Genomic DNA, 19041 nt, shown 5'->3' with positions numbered 1-19041 from the left:
CCCCCCGCACCGCGCTCAGTAGGTGCGGGGGGTCCACACCGCGCCGTGGCCGGTCCGGGTACGGGACGACCCGACGATCAGCAGGCAGCGCATGTCCACAGTGGACGGGTCGAGTCCGGCGAGCGTGGTCACGCGAACCGATTCTTCGGCGCCACCGACGTCCCGGGCGACCACGACGGGCGTTTCTCCGTCGCGGTGGCGCAGCAGCACTTCCCGCGCTCTGGCGAGCTGGGTGGTGCGGCTGCGCGAAGCTGGGTTGTAGATCGCCAGAACCAGGTCCGCCGCGCCTGCGGCGTCGAGGCGCCGCTCGATGATCTCCCACGGTTTGAGCCGGTCGGAGAGCGAAAGCACGCAGTAGTCGTGCCCTAGTGGCGCCCCGACCCTGGCCGCGGCCGCCTGTGCCGCGGTCACCCCCGGCAGGACGCGCACGGAAACCGGATCGTCGGCGAGCGCGGCCTGGTCCAGCACCGCGGAAGCCATCGCGAAAACCCCGGGATCTCCCGACGACACCACGGCGACGCGGGCCCCCGACCGGGCCAGGTCCAACGCGGCGGCGGCACGCTCGGCTTCCACCCGGTTGCCGGAGGCATGGCGGGTCTGGCCCTTTCGCTGCGGCACCTTGGCCAGGTACGGCCCGTATCCGACCAGATGCTCGGCCCCGGCCAGCGCTTCGGCCGCCTCCGGGGTGAGCCATTCCGGGCCCGCCGGCCCAAGGCCGACGACCACCACTTCGCCCGCGCCGTCGGATGACGACCGCTCGGCCTCCGGCGTCTTCGCGCCGCGCGCGGGTCCGGCGACGAGTGCGAGCGAGAAGTACGGAACGGTTGCGGGATCGACCTCCGCGAAGGGTTCGACGCGCTGGGCGCCCCAGGTGGCGCGCTCGACGTACACCGCGTCGTCGAGTTTCCCGGCCTCGCTCAGCGCTTCGCGCACGGAATGGAAGGTGCGGCCGAGTTTCAGCACCGCGGCGGCATCCGTGTCGGCGAGCCGGCGGGCCAGTTCGGGCGCGGGCAAGGTACCGGGCAGAACCGTGAGCACTTCGTCGCGTCGCGCCAACGGCCTGCCGAGAACCGCCGAAGCGCCGCTCACCGACGTCACCCCCGGGACGGCCTCGGCTTCGTAGCGATCGGCGAGCCGTTCGTGCATGTACATGTAGGAGCCGTAGAAGAACGGGTCACCCTCGCACAGCAGAACGACGTCACGGCCAGCGTCGAGATGCTCGGCCAGCCGCTTGGCACTCAGCTCGTAGAACTCGGCGATCGCTCCCTCGTACCCTCCGGGGTGGTCGGTCGTCTCCGTGGTCACGGGGTAGACCAGGCGTTCCTCGATCTGCCCCTCGCGCAGGTACGGCTCGGCGACCGAACGCGCGATGCTGCGCCCGTGCCGCGCGCTGTGGTAGGCGATCACCTCGGCGGCCCCGATCAGCCGCGCCGCCTTGACCGTCACCAGCTCGGGATCACCCGGCCCGAGGCCGACACCCCACAGCTTTCCCGGCTTCATTCGGCCTCGCTCGCGATCGCGTTGACGGCGGCGACGGTCATCGCGCTGCCACCCCGCCTGCCTCGCAGGGTGAGATAGGGCGCGGGCGCCCGCTTCGCCAATTCCACTTTGGACTCGACCGCACCGACGAAACCCACGGGCAGCCCGATGATCGCGGCCGGCACGCCGGCACCGTCTTCGATCAGTTCGAGGAGCCGGAACAGCGCCGTCGGCGCGTTGCCGATCGCCACGACCGCCCCGGCCAGCCGCTCGCGCCACAGCTCCAGTGCCGCCGCGGACCGGGTGGTTCCGAGCTTTTCGGCGAGCGCGGGAACCCGGGGATCGGAAAGGGTGCACAGCACTTCGTTGCCTGAGGGCAGACGGCGCCGGGTCACCCCGCTGGCGATCATCCGCGCGTCACACAGGACCGGCGCGCCCTGGGTGAGCGCGGCCCGCGCGGCCGCGACGAAGTCGAGCGAGTAGGCGAGGTCTTCGGGCAGATCGACCATCCCGCAGGAATGAATCATGCGGACCGCCACCGGTTCGACGTCGCGGGGCACCATCGAAAGGTCGGCCTCCGCCCGGATGGTCGCGAAGGAACGACGGTAGATCTCCGCGCCGTCGCGGACATAGTCGATCAAAGCTCTTCCTTCCGTGCCACGACATCCAGATGAGGACCATGCGGCCGCCCGCACCGGCGTTCGCAGCCCGAGAAATGCACCCGGACCCCGGCAGGCAACACTTCGATCAGGCTACGGGCGTTCGCCCGCACGTCGGCCCGTGACTTCGCGCAACCCGGCCGCCCGATGCACGCGCTGACTCCGGCGGCGGGCTCGGCGGGTCCGGCCAGCAACCCGGTTCCGGCGAGATCGCCCTTGCGCGGCAGCACGATCGACCGCCACGGCGTGATCACCGCGACCGCGGGTGCCGTGGTCGCGGGTGCCGTGGCGTCCGCGAGGAGGTCGGCGACCGCCCGGAGTTGCCCGGCCGTGCACTCACCCAGCACCGGCGCGACGACCATGCCCGTACCCCCGTCGTCCCGCGCGAACTCACCGAGGGGGCATGGTCCACCCGACCCGGCCCGCGCGGTCCCGGCCGCAGTGCCAGGCGCACCCCCAAGGCAGTCGAGGACCACAGCCGGATCGCTCAACTCGCGGACCCGCCACGCGGCGCCTCGGACCTCCAGGAAGCGCAGCGCGACGGCGACCAGGGCGGACACCGCTTCGGGGAAGGGAATCCGCAGTCCGGTGTCCTGCCCGGCGAGCAGGAGCGCACCGGTCGCGGACGACACCGCGCGCCAGCAGATATCCGGGTCTTCGTCCGAAACGTCGCCACGACCGTCGTCGAGCGCGAACAGGAACCGGCCGGGAAGCCGGGCCGCCTCCGGCCGGGCGCACACCGCCACGTCCAACTCGCGCGCCAGCGGCCCCACGTCGACCAGGCCACCGGCAAGCCCGCTCAGCGGGGAAGCCAGGAAGTTCCGCGCGCGCTCGTGCTCCGGCGCGGGCAACAGGCCCACCGCGGACAGTCGCGCGACGAGAGCATCGACGACGGCATCGTCGTTGCGGTCCAATCCACGCAACTGCACGTTTCCCCGCGAGGTCAGGTGCACCGAACCGTCACCGAGGTCTTCCGCGCACCCGGCGACGGCGCGAAGCGCCGAACCGGTGATCCGGCCACCCGGCAGCCTCACCCGCGCCACCGCGCCGTCCGCGGCGTCGTGCGGGGCGAAAACTCCCGGGCACGCGTCGGCTCGTGCGCGCAGGACCATGCGACCACTGTATTGGCGGGTGGCCCGCGGACGCCGTAACTGTGGTCAAGACCTGGTAAGAATGTAGCACACCTGCTACATTTCATCACTGGGTCTCTACATTGGGGGAAAGATCTATGACAGTGATCGGCAAGCCGCGAGACGTGGCGGAACAGACCGAACCGGGTGAAGCGGCGATCGAGGTTCGCGATCTGCGCATGCGGTACGGCACCAATGACGTGCTCAAGGGGGTCGATTTCACGGCGCGCCGGGGCGAGGTGCTCGCGCTGCTGGGCCCGAATGGCGCCGGCAAGACCACGACCATCGAAATCCTGGAAGGTTTCCGGATGCGCTCGGCCGGCGAGGTCAGCGTGCTGGGCTCGGATCCCGCGCTCGGCGACGAGGCGTGGCGCGCCCGGCTCGGCGTCGTCCTGCAGTCCTGGCGGGACCACGCCAAGTGGGAGGTCCGGGAACTGCTCGCTCATTTCAGCTCCTACTACCGGGAATACCGCGAACCCTGGGACACCGACGAACTCATCGCGGCCGTCGGACTCGCCGAGCACTCCCACAAGCGGGCCGGCCGGCTCTCCGGCGGCCAGCGACGGAGGCTCGATGTCGCGATCGGCATCGTGGGACGTCCGGACCTGCTGTTCCTGGACGAACCGACCGCCGGCTTCGACCCCGAGGCCCGCCGCGAGTTCCACGACCTGGTGCACCGGCTGTCCGACGAGAACACCACCGTCCTGCTGACCACGCACGATCTGGACGAGGCCGAGAAGCTGGCGGACCGCATCCTCATCCTGGCCGGTGGCTCGATCATCGCGGACGGCTCCGCCGACGACCTCTCGCGCGAGATGTCGACCGAAGCCGAGGTCAAGTGGACGCGGGGCGGCCGCCGGTTCGTCCACACCACCATGCAGTCGACCAGGTTCGTCCACGACCTCTTCCTCGAGTACGGCGACGAGATCGCCGATCTGGAGGTGCGCCTCGGCAGTCTGGAGGACACATACATGGCACTGGTACGGCGCTTCGAGCAGCGAGGACTCCAGGAGGCACGATGATCGACGATCGTGAAGCGACCCCGGACTCCGTGGGTACGACCCACCGCGCGACTCGGCCGGCGCGGCCCGGCGCGGCGAGCGCGGTGCTGACCGCCGCGCGGTCGGGGCTGGCTCGTGGCCGGATCGAACTGAAGCTGACCTTCACCAACGCGCAGGACCTGTGGGCCTACCTGTTTCCCGCGGTTCTCCTGACCGTCGTGATGGTGTTCATGCGGGGTTCGACGGTGCCGGGGATGAACTTCTCGCTCAGTGCCCGCACGCTGCCGAGCGTGCTGGGGATGAACATCGCCATGGGCGGGTTCGTCAACCTCGCGCAGTCGCTGACCACCGAACGCGAGGACGGAACCCTGTTGCGTGCCAAGGCGATCCCCCACGGGATGGTGGGTTACCTGGTGGGAAAGATCGTCCAGGTGTCCGGGATGTCGGTGATCGGCTGCGTGCTCGTGCTCGTGCCGGGGTTGTTCGTGGCGGAAGGGCTGGACCTCGGTCCGGCGGCGTGGTTCACCCTGGTGTGGGTGATGCTGCTGGGCTTCGTCGCGACCATGCCGGCCGGCGCGGTGATCGGCTCGTTGATCTCCAGCCCCCGCGCGATGGGTCTGGTGATGCTCCCGCTGATGGGCCTGATCGCGATCTCGGGGATCTTCTACCCCAGCAGCGCGTTGCCAGGGTGGCTTCAGGTGACCGGGCAGGTTTTCCCGTTCTACTGGCTGGGCCTGGGGATGCGCTCGGCGCTGCTGCCCGATGCGATGTCGGCGGCCGAACTCGGGCAGTCCTGGCGGCACTGGGAAACCGTGGCCGTGCTGGGCCTGTGGGCGATCGTCGGACTGCTGGTGGCGCCGGTGGTGCTGCGCCGGATGGCACGCCGTGAGTCGGGGTCCGCCGTGGCGGCGAGGAGGGAACGGGCGCTGAGCCGGATGCCCGCCTGACGACCTTGCCAACCTTGCCAGTGTTGCCAGCCTTGCCAGTGTTGACATTGTGTAGTGAGTCATGTCGCTACAGTATCCGGGTCCACCGACAAAACCGGGCGTGCCGAACCATGAACGAGACGATCTACAACCGGATAGCGATGCTGCGGGCCGAACGCGGGATCTCACGACGCCAACTGGCCGAGGAACTCGGGGTGCACTACCAGACCATCGGCTACCTCGAACGCGGCAAGTACAACCCGAGCCTGTACCTGGCGTTGCGGATCGCGCGGTACTTCGAGGTGGGCGTGGAGGTGATCTTCTCCACGGAACCCTTCCCGCGGCTCGGCGAGCGTTCGGCTTAGGCGGGCAACGGAATGCGGCTAGGGTGGTGACCGTGACCGTGCTACTTCTGTCCACTTCGGACACCGACCTGCTGAGTGCCACCGCCTGTGGCGCCGACTACCGGCCGGCCAACCCGGCCCGGCTCGACCCGGACCGGCTCGCCGGCCTCCTGGAGGGCGCGAAGATCGTGGTCGTCCGGCTCCTCGGTTCGGCACGCACCTGGCAGTGGGGACTGGACACGGTACGCGCGAGCGGAGCGCATGTGGTGGTCCTCGGCGGCGAACAGACGCCGGACGCCGAACTGATGGCCCTTTCCACCGTCCCCGCCGGGATCGCGGCCGAGGCCCACGCCTACCTGGCACAGGGCGGTCCGGCCAACCTCACCCAGTTGCACCGGTTCCTCTCCGACACCCTGCTCCTCACCGGTGACGGGTTCGAGCCCCCCGAAACCCAGCCACTCTGGGGCGTCCTGGAACGCGAACCACGCCGCACCGAAGGACCGGTCGTCGCGATTCTCTACTACCGGGCACATCATCTCTCGGGCAACACGGCCTTCGTGGCGGCGCTGGCGGAGGCGATCGAGGACGCGGGCGGCCAGGCCCTGCCCGTGTACTGCGCGTCGTTGCGGTCGCGGGAGCCGGAGATGATGGCCGAGTTGCGGGGTGTGGACGCGCTGCTGGTCACGGTGCTGGCTGCGGGCGGTACCCGTCCCTCGACGGCCGGAGCCGGAGGTGACGACGACGCCTGGGACGTCGCCGAACTCGCCGCGCTGGACGTGCCCGTCCTGCAGGCGCTCTGCCTGACCAGTGACCGGAACACCTGGCGGGACAGCGACGAGGGACTGTCCCCTTTGGACGCCGGAAACCAGATGGCGGTGCCCGAGTTCGACGGCCGGATCATCACGGTTCCGTTCTCCTTCAAGGAAATCGACGACGACGGACTCCCCCGCTACGTGCCCGACCGCGAACGGGCCGGGCGGGTCGCCAGGATCGCCCTCGCGCACGCGCGCCTGGCGCACACACCACCCGGACAGCGCAAGATCGCACTGATGCTTTCGGCCTATCCGACCAAGCACGCGCGCATCGGCAACGCGGTCGGCCTGGACACCCCGGCGTCGGCGGTGAAGCTGCTGCGCTTGATGGCCGAGCGCGGTTATGACCTCGGGCGGGACAGGTTTCCCGGAGTCGATTCCGGGGACGGCGACGAGTTCATCCACGCGCTCATCGAGGCCGGCGGGCAGGATCCCGAATGGCTGACCGAAGACCAGTTGGCGGGCAATCCGATCCGGGTACCCGCCGCCACCTACCGCGAATGGTTCGCCGCGCTGCCCGAAGACCTGCGCGCGGAGATGGAACGGCACTGGGGCCCGCCGCCCGGGGAGCTCTACGTCGACGGTGGTGACATCGTGCTGGCCGCGCTTCAGGCGGGGAACGTCGTGGTGATGATCCAGCCGCCACGCGGTTTCGGGGAGAACCCGGTGGCCATCTACCACAACCCGGACCTTCCGCCGAGCCATCACTACTTCGCGGCGTACCGCTGGCTGGAGCGCGAGTTCGGCGCGCACGCGGTGGTACACCTGGGAAAGCACGGCTCGCTGGAGTGGCTGCCCGGCAAGACGGCCGGGCTCTCCGCGTCCTGCGCGCCGGACGCGGTGCTCGGTGACCTGCCGTTGATCTATCCGTTCCTGGTCAACGACCCGGGCGAGGGCGCGCAGGCCAAGCGCCGCGCGCACGCCACCATCGTCGACCACCTCATCCCGCCGATGGCCCGCGCGGAAAGTTACGGCGACCTCGCGCGGCTGGAGCAACTGCTCGACGAGCACGCGAACATCGCGGCGATGGACCCGGCCAAGCTGCCCGCCATCCGCGCGCAGATCTGGACGCTGATCCAGGCCGCGAAGCTGGACCACGATCTCGGCGTCGACGAACGGCCCCACGACGCCGAGTTCGACGACTTTCTCCTGCACATCGACGGTTGGTTGTGCGAGGTCAAGGACGCGCAGATCCGCGACGGCCTGCATGTGCTCGGTGAGGCACCGACGGGTGAGGCGCGGGTCAACCTGGTGCTGGCCATGCTGCGCGCGCAGCAGATGTGGGGCGGCCAGGCGGGAGCCGTGCCCGGCCTGCGATCGGTACTGGGTCTCAAGGACGACGCTTCACTGTCCGAAGTGGACTCTGTGGAGCGCGCGGCCCGCGCGCTGGTGGAGGACATGGAGGCGCGCGAATGGTCGTCCGAAGCCGTCCTCGACGTGACGGACGATCCGGCCGTCGCACGGGTGCTGCGGTTCGCGGCGGAGGAGATCGTGCCCCGGCTCGCCGGAACCGGCGGCGAGATCGACGCGGTGCTGCACGCGCTCGACGGCGGGTACGTCCCGGCCGGGCCGAGCGGGTCACCGTTGCGCGGCCTGCTCAACGTGCTGCCCACCGGTCGCAACTTCTACACCGTGGATCCCAAGGCGATTCCGAGCAGGCTGGCCTGGGAGACCGGGCACGCGCTCGCCGAGTCGTTGCTGCGACGGTACCGGGAGGACACCGGAGACTGGCCGCGGTCGGTCGGATTGTCGGTGTGGGGAACCTCCGCGATGCGGACATCGGGTGATGACGCGGCGGAAGTCCTTGCCCTGCTGGGAGTTCAGCCGGTGTGGGACGAGGCGTCCCGCAGGGTCACCGGGCTGGAACCCATCCCGCTCGCCGAACTCGGCAGGCCCAGGATCGACGTCACGGTGCGCATCAGCGGCTTTTTCCGTGATGCCTTCCCTCACGTCATCGACCTTCTCGACGACGCGGTGCGCCTCGTGGCGGGCCTCGACGAACCGGAGTCGGAGAACTTCGTCCGCGCACACACCCGGGCCGACCTCGCCACCCACGGCGACGAACGCCGCGCCACCACAAGGATCTTCGGTTCGAAGCCGGGCGCGTACGGCGCCGGACTGCTGCCGCTGCTCGACTCCGGTACCTGGCGCGACGACGCCGACCTCGCCGAGGTGTACGCGACGTGGGGCGGTTACGCCTACGGCCGCGACCTCGACGGCGAACCCGCCCGCGAAGACATGGAAAACTCCTACCGCCGGATCGCCGTCGCCGCGAAGAACACCGACACCCGCGAGCACGACATCGCCGACTCGGACGACTATTTCCAGTACCACGGCGGCATGATCGCGTTCACCCGCGCGCTCACCGGCCGTGCCCCCGTGTCCTACGTGGGCGACTCCACCAGCCCGGACGCGGTACGCACCCGCAGCCTCGCCGAAGAAACCGCCCGGGTCTTCCGAGCGCGTGTGGTGAACCCACGTTGGCTGGCCGCCATGCGCCGCCACGGTTACAAGGGCGCCTTCGAACTCGCGGCCACCGTCGACTACCTCTTCGGCTTCGACGCGACCGCCGGCGTCGTCGGCGACTGGATGTACGAGCAACTGAGCCAGTCCTACGTGCTGGACCAGGAAAACCAGGACTTCCTGGCGAAGTCGAATCCCTGGGCCCTGCGCGGCATCATCGAACGCCTCACCGAGGCGGCCGACCGGGGCCTGTGGGCCGAACCCGACCCCGAACTGCTGGACCGGATGCGTGAGGTCTACCTGCGCATGGAGGGCGAGTTGGAGGAGTGAGCCACCACGCGGCCGTCAAGCCGCGTGATTCTTGGCTCAACGCCAACGGAGGTACGACCGCTACCCGGTCGCGGTGGCGTGCGAGCCGATCCACGCACCGGCCTGAGTGGCTGCCAGGACGATCAGCGCGGTCAGCCACGGCGCCTGACGCGCGAGCCGGGATTGACCAGCCAGACCACCGAACACCAGCAGCCCGATCGGTTGGGCGACAATCGCGTAGAGGTTCCAGTCCTCGTAGATGCCCAACTGTGCGCGCCATACCGCCATCATCAGCAGCGGACCGCCCGCGGCGACAGCCAGGAACACCATCCGGGCACGTCCCGCGGCGGCTGCCTCGCGCACCAGAAGCGCCGGGACCAGCACCACCGCCGGGGCGAGCAGCACCAGCAGTTGCCACTGCAGCCAGAAGTACCGCCCATTGGCCGGCGCGAGATACCGCGACCAGTCGCCACCGTCCGCGGTGATCTGGCTGGTGGCCAGGCCGCTGCTCGGCAACCCGTGGATCGCCAGCCAGCCGATCACGGCGCCCAGCAGCAGCGGAACCGCCGCGAGCGCGGCCACCGCGTCCCGGTGGCGGTTGCGGCGCACGGCTATCCCTGCCAACACCAGCAACGAGGGCGCGAGCGTCAGCGCCTGCAGGTGGAAAGCCACTGCTATCCCGAGCAGGACACCCACGGGCCACAGCGGACTCCGCTCGTCGTCGAGGAACCGCAGCGCCGCGACGAGGTAGCCCAGCACCATGACATTCGTGAGCGTGTAGTTCTCGATGTCGCCGAAGAACACCAGCACCCAGCCTCCGGCGAACAGGCCGGCCACCACCAGCGGTCCCCGGGTCGACGGGAACCGGCGGACCAAGCCCAGACCAACGAACACCGCTACGCCACCGGCCACGCAGGACACCACGCGGTAGGTGGTGGTCACATCCCATCCCCAGAGCGGGTTCACGACCGCCCACAGCCGCGAGTGCAGGTAAAACTCGAGCAGTTCGTCATAGGTGGTGAACGCCCCGCCGTGGCCGGCCGCCGCAACGAACTTCTCCTCGAACATCGAACCGTCGGGATTGTGCTGGCGGTTGCTCGCAAGCCAGAACATCGGAACGCTGGCCATCGCCACCGCCAGCCGGACCGGCGTCAGGCCGGCAGCGGTCCCGACCCGCCCCGCCAGCCGGCGGCAGGCCCCCGGGCGGCGTGCGACGATCAGCCCGGCCACGAGGGCGAGGCCCGGAAACACCCAGCGCCACGCCAGGCCGAGGCCGGCCCACCGGTCCACCCCCATCCAGGTACTCGCACCACGGGCGGCGGCCGGCGCGCTCGGCGCGAGCGTTCCGCGCCACAGGTAGAACCCGGCGAGGCCACAGACCGTGGCCACGAGCACAGCGTGCGCCCAATACTCTCGTCGATCGACCTGGCCGGCACCGTCATGACCGGCCCGGGACACGACCGACTGGACGCTTGAAAAAGTCATCAACCGCGAACCCCTCGACATCGCTGTTTTCGCGGAGCTCGTCTGGTGCGCGCCGCGATCGCGCAGCGACAATCCTGGCCTTCCGGAAAACCATGGCCAAGGAATTTCCCCAAGACCTCAGCAGTGTGGAAAGTTCGACGCGCAGGATTTCCCTACGTGGGACATATCCGCGAAACCTCGCCGGAGGGGTTTCGGAAATTGTCGTTCGGGTGCTGGAATACTACATTCACCGACTGAGATAGCAGAGGTTTTCCTGGCAGGAAGGAAAACGCTGACGGCCCCAAACTCGACGACTCACCGAAATCATCCACCGCGGAGCCAATTCGAGCGCCAAAACGCAGGATACGTTAATTCGCCCAGAATGAGGTGAGGGCCCGCGCGCTGCGAACCGGGTCTTGCACCATCCACCAATGGCCCACCCCGTCGAGAATTTCGACCCGGGCTCCTGCCCTGGCCGCGGACCGGCGGCGCATCTCCTGAGAGCCGACGAAATGGTCGTCGGTGCCGATGATGGCGAGGCCGGGGCGCGCGGCGGCCGCAGGCAGGTTCCGTCCCAGTTCGGCCATGGCCGGCTGGATGGCGGAGCGGTAGAAGGCGAGAATGGCCTGACCCATTCGCGACCCCTGAGCGGCGGCCAGTTGTGCGGCGACCGGCCTGGCGATGCCTCTGGCGACCATGCGCTCGGTGCGTTCGCCGAGCGTGCCGCCCATCAAGGCGGCGACCGATTTTTCGCCGGCCCCGGGCGTTTGCCATTGCCGGGCGAGGTCGTGCCAGACATAGTCCGGATCGAAGACCCCCAGGGAGTCGCTGACCCAGGTCCGCAGGAGGTCGGGCCTTGTCATGGCAACGGAGACGACCGTGCTGCCGCCCACGTCGTGACCGACGAGGTCGACCGGTTCGCCCAGTGTCTCCAACTCCGCGGCCAGCCAGTCGCGGTAGTCCGACACGGTGCAGCCGAAGCCGTCCGGGATCGGCGCGCCGAAGCCCGGCGGGGACAGGCGCAGAACGTCCGGCCTGCCCAGCTCAGCGCACAGCGGGTCCCATATCGCGGCCGTCTCGGGGTTGCCGTTCACGAAAACCGTGATCATGAGGCTCCTGAAGCACCAGGTGACGTATGAGATGCGCCAGCCTTGCATACTTGTTATTCGACACGCAAGTTATGTCCGGGCTACGCTCGCGCTCATGCCGTCCCAACAGCAGCGCACCCCAGTCCGCACCGCGCGTCGCACCCAGGAGCAGCGGCGCACCGAGACGAGAGCCGCACTGCTCGGGGCGGCCGCTCAACTGGTGGTGGAGTCCGGAGTGCGCGCCGTGACGCTGGCGCGTGTCGGCGAGCGAGCCGGGTACAGCCGGGGAATCGTCACCCACCACTTCGGTTCGAAACAGGCTCTGCTCGACGCGTTGGCGAAATCCAGTCAGAGTGGGTTCGTGCCGAGCGTCGGCGACATGCCACCCGGACTCGAACGCCTGATCCTCCTGATCGAAGGCTACGTCAGTGAACTCGGCCGCGACGGGATCACCGGCCGGGCGTTCCTGTTGCTGTGGGCCGAGGCCGCGACGGCCCCCGAACTCTCTGAGAGCTTCCGGGAACGTGACGAGGCGTTCCGGGCGGACCTCCGCGACGATGTCACCGTCGGCATCGCGGACGGCACGATACGGGCGGAAACCGACCCGCAGGACGTGGCAGTTGCGGTCTTGGGGCAGTTGCGGGGCATCGGAATGCAGCGACTGCTGGCCCCCGACGCCGTCGACACCCAGCGGCTCAGCCGCACCGTCGCACAGCAGTGGCGCCGGGCACTCTCGGCATGAACGGCTATCGCGCGGGCGCCGACGGTGAAACGACAAACGTTCCTTTGCTCCGCAACGTGGCCACGAGACCGCGTTCCCGAAGTAATGCGGTCGCCCGTCGCGCGGTTCCGAGAGAAACACCGTACTCGCGAGCAAGTTTCGCCTCAGCGGGAAGAAGATCGTTGAGGGCCAACTCTCCAGAAGCGATTCTCGCTGCCAGGTGGTCGGCCATTTGTTCGTAGAGGTACGCCCTGGCCCTCGGGTCCACGCCAGGGTGCGCGTTTTGGGTTTTGTCAGCCTGGTGCAAACACCGGTGCCGATCGTCGAACTTTCACGCCTAGCCTCACCGTGTCGAACCGTCCCAAAGCCGTGGTGGCACGGATACTGGAGGACGTGAGCCAGATGTCCCACGGAAAGCCGGCCGCTGACCTGCGGTCCCCACTCGGCGGGCGCCTGTCGGCCTTCCGCAAGGCCCGGAAAACCTTGGCCGAACACCGTCGGTTGGTGGTCGTCGGCGGCTGGCTGTCCCTGCTGGCCGCGACGGTGCATATCGACCTCAACCAGCATGCCGCCGCCACAGTCCGGTTGCGTACTGCCGCCAGTCTTGCCAAGCACGCGGATCACTGTGAAATCGAGGCGTGGTGCTACGAAACCGAAGCTTGGCGCGCTCTCACCGAGGGCGAGTACGCCCGTGCGCTCGAGTTGTCCGAGCGAGCGAAAACACGGGCTCCGACCGGTAGCTCGATCGCTATCCAGGCCACCGGCCAGGTGGGACGCGCTCATGCGCGCCTTGGCCAAGCCACGGAAACATACGCCGCCATCGACCAGGTGCACCGACTCGTTTCACCGCTGAGCATGCCCGACCGGCCCGAGCATCACTACCGCTACGACCCGACCAAGTCCGTCGCCTATACCGCCACCACCCTGGCGTGGCTCGGTGATCCGGCGGCCGAAACCTGGGCGCGCGATCTCATCGCACAACTGCGACCGAAGAACGGGAAACAAGCATTCGGCCGCGCCGGGTGGCGGCAGCCAACCTCGACCTCGCCTTGACGCTCCTGGTCACCGTACATCGATTTGACTAGATGACAGTGGTTCCGCGAGACGATGGCCTGCAGGCCGTCAAGTTTGACGTTGCTCGCTGCGCTTTCCCCGCAGCAGGACTCCCGTACTACGCTACAGAGGTGAACGGGTCCCCCGAACAGGCGTTAAGCTGGGCAGAATCGGTTGTCGGGCAACGGGTTATGGAGTCGCGTGGCCTACGCGCGGGTGGCGCGCCTTGGTTGTTGCGCTTCGACGGCGGCGCGGAGTTCGTGTTGCGCAGCGGCGGTGCTTTCGACACCGAGGTGGCCGCATTGCGATTGGCCGGTGAATGTCGAATTCCCGCGCCACACCTGATCGCCGTCGGCGATGGGGTGATGCTGGTGTCGGTGGTGGCGGGCAGCAGCCGGATTCCGGTGAAGCCCACCGCCGATCGGCTGGCATCACTGGGTGCGGCGGCGGCCGCCCTGCATCGTGTCGAACTGACGCCTACCAAGGATTTACCGTTGCGCCACCGTCCCGTCGAGCTCGACGACTTCACGAGTTGGCGGGAACGGGACGGCGCGTCGGCGTTGTTGCGTGAAGCGGAGGAAGCGGTGGCCCAGTTGCCCGAACCTTCGTCCGTCCCGGTTTTCGTACACGGAGATCTGTGGCAGGGCAACACAATGTGGCGGAACGGCGAGTTGACGGCCGTTGTGGACTGGGATTGCGCTGGCGCCGGTCACCCAGGTGTCGATCTGGGGTCGTTGCGATGCGACGCCTCGATGATGTTCGGCCTCGACGCGGCCGACACCGTTCTGACAGGCTGGCAAGAGCGCGCCGGACGAGTACTGGAAGACGTGGCCTACTGGGACGTGGTGGCGGCGTTGAGCACGCCTCCGGATCTGACGGCCTGGCAGCTGACGATTCATGACCAGGGGCGGGACGACCTGGACGGGGCAGTTTTGACCGCTCGCCGGGACGCCTTCTTGCGTGTCGCGCTGGACAGATTGGCGTAGCGACGAAACATAGGTTCAACCACGCATAATTCAATACGCTTCGCCGGCCGACGCACCGGTCCGACCGTGCGATCCCCGGCAGCGCTCCGGATTCACCGCCAGCTCGATCACCTGGTCCAGCTTCCGTCCGGCCTCTTCGAGTTCGGCGGCCCTCGCGGTGATGCGAGCGCGTTCGGCGCGCAGTGTCTCGACCAGTTCGGGTGCCGCGTAACCGGTGTCGACGCTGGGCAGGATGGCCGCGATCGTGCGGCTGGGCAGTCCGGCGGCGTAGAGCTGTTGGATGAGCCACACTCGTTCGGTCGCCGTATCGGAGTAGACACGCTGGCCGCTCGAGGTGCGGTCGGCGCTCAGGATGCCCTGCTCCTCGTAGTAGCGGAGCGCCCGCGTACTCACCTTCGCCCGCCGGGCCAGTTCACCGATTCGCATAACGCGCGCATCCTTCTCGTCCTGAGCATGGCGCTCGACTTGCCTATGACGCCGACGTCAAGTTTTAGCGTAGCCGCACCAGGGCTCACGCTCGCCAGCTCGATCGAAAGGCATCCCATGGACATCACCGGCTCGACCGCACTCGTCACCGGAGCGAACCGTGGCATCGGCCGCCGCTTCGTCGACGAACTGCTCGCGCGCGGCGCGGCGAAGGTGTACGCCACGGCCCGTCGTCCCGAGCTGATCGCGGTGTCCGACTCCCGGGTGGAGGCATTGCGTCTGGATCTCCTCGATACCCGGTCGGTGACGGACGCGGCGACCGTGGCCGCCGATGTCGATCTCCTTGTCAACAACGCCGGGATAGCGACTCGGACGGACCTCCTGACCGGCGACCTCGACTCGATCCGGCTCGAACTCGACACCCACCTTTTCGGCACACTCGGGGTGATCCGCGCCTTCGCTCCGGTGCTCGCTTCGAACGGTGGCGGAGCGATCGTGAACATCCTCTCGGCGCTGTCCTGGTTCGCCGGCGAAGGAACGGGGAGCTACTCCGTCGCCAAGGCCGCCGAGTGGAACATGACCAACGCCCTCCGCGTCGAACTCGCCGGCCAGAAGACCCTGGTGCAGGCCGTTCATCTGGGGGCCGCGGACACCGACATGATGGCGGGCTACGACGTGCCGAAGATCGACCCGGTGGAGGTCGCCCGCGCCAGCCTCGACGGCGTCCAGGGCGGAGCGGTCGAAGTGCTGGTCGACGACGCCAGCCGCCATGTCAAAGCCTCGCTCTCGGCAGAGCGCTGACCCCAGGCCGTCAGCCGTGGCCTGCCAGGAAATCGTCGACGACGCGGGCGCAGAACTCCGCGTCGTTGGGCCGCCCGGTGATCAGGATGTTGAACAGCAGGGGGCCGATCAGCTGCGCGGTGGCGAACTCACTGTCGCGTTTGGACAGTTTCGCGGGGAGACATTCCATCAGCACCGCGTGGAACGGACCGCGATAGCTGTCGATGACGTGCGAACGCAACGCCGCGAGCTGGGTCTGTTCGTCGGCGTCGGCCGGGAGGTCGGCGGACAGGCCGATGGTCGACATCCAGACCACCGCCGCGACGGTGGAGGCCTTGTCGATCTGGTCGGCCTGGTTGAGCAGCAGGCGCAGCAACCGTTCGCGGGCGGGGAGGTCCGGGTCGGGCAGCCGCAACGGCGGCAGCAGTTCCTGGAAGGCCGCCGCGAGCAGTTCGGTGTGGTTCGGAAAGTGCCGGTACAGAGTGGACCGCGCGACGCCGCTGCGCGCGGTGACCGCGTCGACGGTGACCTGCTTGACCCCGCCCTCCGAAAGCAGAGCGACGGCCGCGGACAGGATCGCCGAGCGTGAACGGTCCAGCCGGGGGTCACGTCGGTCCGGAAGGTGCTGCCTGGTCATCTCACGATTGTCCTCGCCGGCGCCTCGAGCCAGAAACGAAACTGCTAGTTCTGCTACAGTACCGACAGTTTCGTTTCTAGGCGAGGCACGCGCGGAAGAGGGAACATGGCCGTACGCGAGCGAACCGTCGACCTTCCGGACCTCTCCACGGGACGCCGCGCGTGGACCGTCGCGGTGATGTGCGCCGCGGTGGGCCTGGTGATCGCGATGGTCACCGTGGTCAACACCGCGCTGCCCGAACTCGCGCTGCACACGGGGATCAGCCAGGCGGCGCAGACCTGGATCGTGGACGTCTACACCCTGGTGCTGGCCGCCCTCGTGCTCCCGGCGGGTGCCATGGGCGACCGGTACTCCCGGCGCGGGGTGCTGATCATCGGCCTGGCGGTTTTCGCGGTGAGCTGCGCGGTGCCGCTCTTCGCCGACTCGACGCCGTGGCTCATCGCGGCCAGGGCGGTCACCGGGCTGGGCGCGGCGATGATCATGCCGGCCACCCTGTCGATCATCAATGCCAGTTTCCCGCCCGAGCAGCGCGGGCACGCCATCGGCATCTGGGCGGCGGTCGCCGGGCTCGGCGGGCTGGGCGGCCTGATCGTCGCCGGTCTGCTGCTGCGATATTTCTCGTGGCAGTCGGTGTTCGTCGGCCCGGCGGTGCTCGCCGTCGTGCTGGCCATCGCGTGCTTCACGGTGCCGACCTCGACCGAACCGGCGAGCCACCGGTTTGACACCGTGGGCGCGCTGCTCAGCACCTTGGCGGTCGGATCGCTGGTGTTCGGCATCCTGCGCGCGGCGACTCTGGGCTGGGGTAACGCCGTGGTCATCGGCCCGATCGCGGCCGGCCTGCTGCTGGGTTGTCTCTTCGCCTGGTTCGAGTCCCGGCATCCGGCTCCGCTGCTGGACGTTCGCCTGTTCACCAATCCAGGCTTCGCCATCGGCTCGGTGTCCGTGATGGTGCAGTTCAGCGCGGCGTTCGGCGCCTTGTACGCGCTGGCACAGTACCTGCAACTGGTACACGGCTATTCGCCGCTGAAGTCAGGACTGGCGCTGTGGCCGATCGCGGTGTCGCTGTTCCCCCTTTCGCTTGTCTCGGCCCATCTTGCTCGCTGGTTGGGGCTGCGGCTGCTGACCTGTGCCGGCCTCGCCGTCGTCGCGGTCGGCATAGTCCTGCTCGGCGGACTGGGCGCGCACAGCGACTATCCCGCGCTGGCGATCGCCGTCTGCGTGCTCGGTGGCGGACTCGGATTGACCGCGCCCGCGGCCACGAGCGGGATCCTGGACAACGTGCCGCCGGACAAGTACGGCGTCGCGTCGGCGGTCAACGACGCGACCCGCGAAATCGGCGCGGCACTGGGCATCGCGCTGGCGGGCAGCGTGCTGTCGTCGGTCTACACCGATTCCATTCGCCCTTCGACGACAGCACTACCCCAGGCCGTCCGCGAGGTCGCGGACGGATCACTGGCCGGAGCATTGGTCGTGGCCCAACGCTCCGGCGCGCCGGGCGGAGGGCTGGCGGAGGCCGCGCGGGTCGCGTTCACCCATGGCATGTGGTTCGGCCTGCTCGCCCTCGCGGGCATCGTGGCGGCAGGCATCATCACGGTCGCGGCCATCCGCCATTGGTGAGAGGTCAGCTCCCGCCGGCGTAGGCGGCGAACTGGTCGACCAGGGGTTGAGGGGCGTTCTCGGAGAAGAGCAGGCCATGCCCCTCGACCGACATCACCGCGGAAGCCTCGGCCCGGACGAACATTTCGCTCTCGTAGGCGGTGAGGGCGGCTTCGGTGTCACCGGGGTGCGCGACGATGGCCTCACCGAGCTTGGCACCGTCCAGCATGGCGGCGTTGGCGCCTTCCCCGGCGAACGGGGACATCAGGTGCGCGGCGTCGCCGAGGAGCGTGACGCCGGGAACGCGCTGCCAGCGGTGCCCGACCGGCAGTGCGTGGATGTGCCGGGGCACCAGCACTCCGTCGGAGTCGGCGATCAGCGCGCGCAGGCTCGGATGCCAGTCGGTGAAATGCGCCAGCACCGCGGCCTTGGCGCCGGCCGGGTCGGTGAAGTCGATGCCGGAAAGCCAGTCCTCGCCGACCTCGACCGCGGCGCAGATGTGCAAGGTGCCACCAGGCTCGCGATGCCCGAGAAAGCCCTTACCGTCGCCCAGTGCCATGAACATTCCGCCGCCGACCACCGCCGCGCTCTCGGGATGGCGTGAGTCGGCGTCGAAGAGGTTGGCTTCGACGAACGAAATGCCCGTGTAGGCGGGAAGGGCGCCGGACAGCAGCGGCCGGATCTTCGACCAGGCTCCGTCCGCGCCGACCAGCAGGTCGGTCGTGAAGGTGGAGCCGTCGGCGAGGGTGACCTCGTGACGACCTTCGCCGACCGGGCGCGCCATGGTGATCTTGGCGCCCCAGCGCACGGTGCCCGCGGGCAATGAATTCAGCAGCAGGTCGCGCAACTGGCCGCGAGCGACCTCGGGTCTGCCCCCGTCCTCGTCCTCCCGTGCCATGCGGACCACGGCGTTCTTGTCGAGGACCCGCATGGCCTGGCCACCGGGATGGACGATGGCGCGGAAATCCTCGAACAGGCCCGCCGCGCGCAACGCGACCTGGCCGGAGTCGTGGTGGATGTCGAGCATGCCGCCCTGGATCCGCGCCTCCGGTGAGGCGTCGAGTTCGTAGATCGCGGCTTCGATGCCGTTGACGTGCAGGATCCTGGCCAGGGTCAGGCTGGACAGGCCGCCTCCGGCGATCGCGACGGAATGGTGCGTCATGGTGT

Annotated in this window: 18 protein-coding genes; 9 read left to right on the top strand and 9 right to left on the bottom strand. The window is 68.8% G+C overall.

From position 1 onward, the window contains the following. Window positions 1-15 precede the first annotated feature (15 nt). From ACFSXZ_RS24630 to ACFSXZ_RS24620, 3 genes are read right to left on the bottom strand one after another with little or no spacing between them, the layout of a single operon-like run. Window positions 16-1500: a precorrin-2 C(20)-methyltransferase gene (locus ACFSXZ_RS24630; protein ID WP_378267503.1), complete on the bottom strand. Its 1485-nt coding sequence runs from the start codon at window positions 1498-1500 to the stop codon at window positions 16-18. After that, window positions 1497-2120 carry a precorrin-8X methylmutase gene (locus ACFSXZ_RS24625; RefSeq protein WP_378267502.1) on the bottom strand — a complete coding sequence of 208 codons (624 nt, stop codon included), beginning with the start codon at window positions 2118-2120 and terminating at the stop codon, window positions 1497-1499. Before ACFSXZ_RS24625 ends, ACFSXZ_RS24630 begins: the two co-directional genes overlap by 4 nt. Further along, window positions 2117-3250, bottom strand: coding sequence for a precorrin-3B synthase (locus tag ACFSXZ_RS24620; RefSeq protein ID WP_378267501.1), 1134 nt, complete (start codon window positions 3248-3250; stop codon window positions 2117-2119). The genes ACFSXZ_RS24625 and ACFSXZ_RS24620 overlap by 4 nt, the downstream gene beginning before the upstream one ends. A gap of 197 nt (window positions 3251-3447) precedes the next feature. Between ACFSXZ_RS24620 and ACFSXZ_RS24615 the strand changes: the two genes are divergently transcribed. From ACFSXZ_RS24615 to cobN, 4 genes are all read left to right on the top strand, one after another. Beyond that, window positions 3448-4290: an ABC transporter ATP-binding protein gene (locus ACFSXZ_RS24615; protein WP_378267605.1), complete on the top strand. Its 843-nt coding sequence runs from the start codon at window positions 3448-3450 to the stop codon at window positions 4288-4290. Then, window positions 4287-5216, top strand: coding sequence for an ABC transporter permease (locus ACFSXZ_RS24610; protein WP_378267500.1), 930 nt, complete (start codon window positions 4287-4289; stop codon window positions 5214-5216). Before ACFSXZ_RS24615 ends, ACFSXZ_RS24610 begins: the two co-directional genes overlap by 4 nt. Before the next feature lie 110 nt (window positions 5217-5326). Next, the gene (locus ACFSXZ_RS24605) at window positions 5327-5560 is read left to right on the top strand and encodes a helix-turn-helix transcriptional regulator (RefSeq protein WP_378267499.1); all 234 of its coding nucleotides are present in this window, start codon (window positions 5327-5329) and stop codon (window positions 5558-5560) included. 32 nt (window positions 5561-5592) lie between these two features. Then, window positions 5593-9144 (top strand): cobaltochelatase subunit CobN, encoded by a 3552-nt coding sequence (cobN, locus tag ACFSXZ_RS24600; RefSeq protein ID WP_378267498.1) that lies wholly within the window; start codon window positions 5593-5595, stop codon window positions 9142-9144. A 60-nt stretch (window positions 9145-9204) separates the two neighbouring features. Here cobN and ACFSXZ_RS24595 read toward each other — a convergent pair whose 3' ends face one another. Together ACFSXZ_RS24595 and ACFSXZ_RS24590 are read right to left on the bottom strand one after the other, a co-directional pair. Beyond that, on the bottom strand, window positions 9205-10608 hold the full coding sequence (locus ACFSXZ_RS24595; RefSeq protein WP_378267497.1) for a hypothetical protein: 1404 nt from the start codon (window positions 10606-10608) through the stop codon (window positions 9205-9207). Between the two features lie 347 nt (window positions 10609-10955). Further along, window positions 10956-11696, bottom strand: coding sequence for an alpha/beta fold hydrolase (locus ACFSXZ_RS24590; protein ID WP_378267496.1), 741 nt, complete (start codon window positions 11694-11696; stop codon window positions 10956-10958). Window positions 11697-11790: 94 nt separating this feature from the next. On the opposite strand from ACFSXZ_RS24590, the gene ACFSXZ_RS24585 reads away from it, so the two are divergent. Beyond that, the gene (locus ACFSXZ_RS24585) at window positions 11791-12417 is read left to right on the top strand and encodes a TetR/AcrR family transcriptional regulator (protein ID WP_378267495.1); all 627 of its coding nucleotides are present in this window, start codon (window positions 11791-11793) and stop codon (window positions 12415-12417) included. A gap of 4 nt (window positions 12418-12421) precedes the next feature. On the opposite strand, the gene ACFSXZ_RS24580 is transcribed toward ACFSXZ_RS24585, so the two are convergent. Beyond that, a complete protein-coding gene (locus ACFSXZ_RS24580) occupies window positions 12422-12628 on the bottom strand; it encodes a GntR family transcriptional regulator (protein ID WP_378267494.1) in 207 nt (68 codons plus the stop codon). Window positions 12629-12789: 161 nt separating this feature from the next. Here ACFSXZ_RS24580 and ACFSXZ_RS24575 point away from each other — a divergent pair, with 161 nt between their 5' ends. Next, complete coding sequence (locus ACFSXZ_RS24575) at window positions 12790-13449, top strand: hypothetical protein (RefSeq protein WP_378267493.1); 660 nt, start codon at window positions 12790-12792, stop codon at window positions 13447-13449. Window positions 13450-13640: 191 nt separating this feature from the next. Next, complete coding sequence (locus ACFSXZ_RS24570; protein ID WP_378267492.1) at window positions 13641-14435, top strand: phosphotransferase family protein; 795 nt, start codon at window positions 13641-13643, stop codon at window positions 14433-14435. A gap of 30 nt (window positions 14436-14465) precedes the next feature. Here ACFSXZ_RS24570 and ACFSXZ_RS24565 read toward each other — a convergent pair whose 3' ends face one another. After that, the gene (locus ACFSXZ_RS24565) at window positions 14466-14861 is read right to left on the bottom strand and encodes a MerR family transcriptional regulator (protein ID WP_378267491.1); all 396 of its coding nucleotides are present in this window, start codon (window positions 14859-14861) and stop codon (window positions 14466-14468) included. 117 nt (window positions 14862-14978) lie between these two features. Here ACFSXZ_RS24565 and ACFSXZ_RS24560 point away from each other — a divergent pair, with 117 nt between their 5' ends. Beyond that, a complete protein-coding gene (locus ACFSXZ_RS24560) occupies window positions 14979-15662 on the top strand; it encodes an SDR family oxidoreductase (protein WP_378267604.1) in 684 nt (227 codons plus the stop codon). 10 nt (window positions 15663-15672) lie between these two features. Here ACFSXZ_RS24560 and ACFSXZ_RS24555 read toward each other — a convergent pair whose 3' ends face one another. After that, window positions 15673-16278, bottom strand: a complete 606-nt coding sequence (locus tag ACFSXZ_RS24555) for a TetR/AcrR family transcriptional regulator (protein ID WP_378267490.1) — start codon at window positions 16276-16278, stop codon at window positions 15673-15675. 105 nt (window positions 16279-16383) lie between these two features. Here ACFSXZ_RS24555 and ACFSXZ_RS24550 point away from each other — a divergent pair, with 105 nt between their 5' ends. Beyond that, the gene (locus ACFSXZ_RS24550; RefSeq protein ID WP_378267489.1) at window positions 16384-17895 is read left to right on the top strand and encodes an MFS transporter; all 1512 of its coding nucleotides are present in this window, start codon (window positions 16384-16386) and stop codon (window positions 17893-17895) included. Between the two features lie 4 nt (window positions 17896-17899). Here ACFSXZ_RS24550 and ACFSXZ_RS24545 read toward each other — a convergent pair whose 3' ends face one another. Continuing rightward, window positions 17900-19036 carry an FAD-dependent oxidoreductase gene (locus ACFSXZ_RS24545; protein ID WP_378267488.1) on the bottom strand — a complete coding sequence of 379 codons (1137 nt, stop codon included), beginning with the start codon at window positions 19034-19036 and terminating at the stop codon, window positions 17900-17902. Window positions 19037-19041: the final 5 nt, after the last annotated feature.

This window comes from Amycolatopsis pigmentata (assembly GCF_042684065.1).
GTDB lineage: Bacteria > Actinomycetota > Actinomycetes > Mycobacteriales > Pseudonocardiaceae > Amycolatopsis_E > Amycolatopsis_E pigmentata.
Note: the sequence above shows the minus strand (reverse complement) of the source record. Positions and strands in the feature narration are given on the sequence as shown.

What these genes read in the sequence shown, in the direction of transcription:
- ACFSXZ_RS24545 (WP_378267488.1), bottom strand. Translation starts at nt 19,036, where the DNA reads ATGACGCACCATTCCGTCGCGATCGCCGGAGGCGGCCTGTCCAGCCTG.
- ACFSXZ_RS24610 (WP_378267500.1), top strand. Translation starts at nt 4,287, where the DNA reads ATGATCGACGATCGTGAAGCGACCCCGGACTCCGTGGGTACGACCCAC.
- ACFSXZ_RS24595 (WP_378267497.1), bottom strand. Translation starts at nt 10,608, where the DNA reads ATGACTTTTTCAAGCGTCCAGTCGGTCGTGTCCCGGGCCGGTCATGAC.
- ACFSXZ_RS24580 (WP_378267494.1), bottom strand. Translation starts at nt 12,628, where the DNA reads ATGGCCGACCACCTGGCAGCGAGAATCGCTTCTGGAGAGTTGGCCCTC.
- ACFSXZ_RS24565 (WP_378267491.1), bottom strand. Translation starts at nt 14,861, where the DNA reads ATGCGAATCGGTGAACTGGCCCGGCGGGCGAAGGTGAGTACGCGGGCG.
- ACFSXZ_RS24550 (WP_378267489.1), top strand. Translation starts at nt 16,384, where the DNA reads ATGGCCGTACGCGAGCGAACCGTCGACCTTCCGGACCTCTCCACGGGA.
- ACFSXZ_RS24605 (WP_378267499.1), top strand. Translation starts at nt 5,327, where the DNA reads ATGAACGAGACGATCTACAACCGGATAGCGATGCTGCGGGCCGAACGC.
- ACFSXZ_RS24555 (WP_378267490.1), bottom strand. Translation starts at nt 16,278, where the DNA reads ATGACCAGGCAGCACCTTCCGGACCGACGTGACCCCCGGCTGGACCGT.
- ACFSXZ_RS24560 (WP_378267604.1), top strand. Translation starts at nt 14,979, where the DNA reads ATGGACATCACCGGCTCGACCGCACTCGTCACCGGAGCGAACCGTGGC.
- ACFSXZ_RS24615 (WP_378267605.1), top strand. Translation starts at nt 3,448, where the DNA reads ATGCGGTACGGCACCAATGACGTGCTCAAGGGGGTCGATTTCACGGCG.
- ACFSXZ_RS24590 (WP_378267496.1), bottom strand. Translation starts at nt 11,696, where the DNA reads ATGATCACGGTTTTCGTGAACGGCAACCCCGAGACGGCCGCGATATGG.
- ACFSXZ_RS24570 (WP_378267492.1), top strand. Translation starts at nt 13,641, where the DNA reads ATGGAGTCGCGTGGCCTACGCGCGGGTGGCGCGCCTTGGTTGTTGCGC.
- ACFSXZ_RS24630 (WP_378267503.1), bottom strand. Translation starts at nt 1,500, where the DNA reads ATGAAGCCGGGAAAGCTGTGGGGTGTCGGCCTCGGGCCGGGTGATCCC.
- ACFSXZ_RS24585 (WP_378267495.1), top strand. Translation starts at nt 11,791, where the DNA reads ATGCCGTCCCAACAGCAGCGCACCCCAGTCCGCACCGCGCGTCGCACC.
- ACFSXZ_RS24620 (WP_378267501.1), bottom strand. Translation starts at nt 3,250, where the DNA reads ATGGTCCTGCGCGCACGAGCCGACGCGTGCCCGGGAGTTTTCGCCCCG.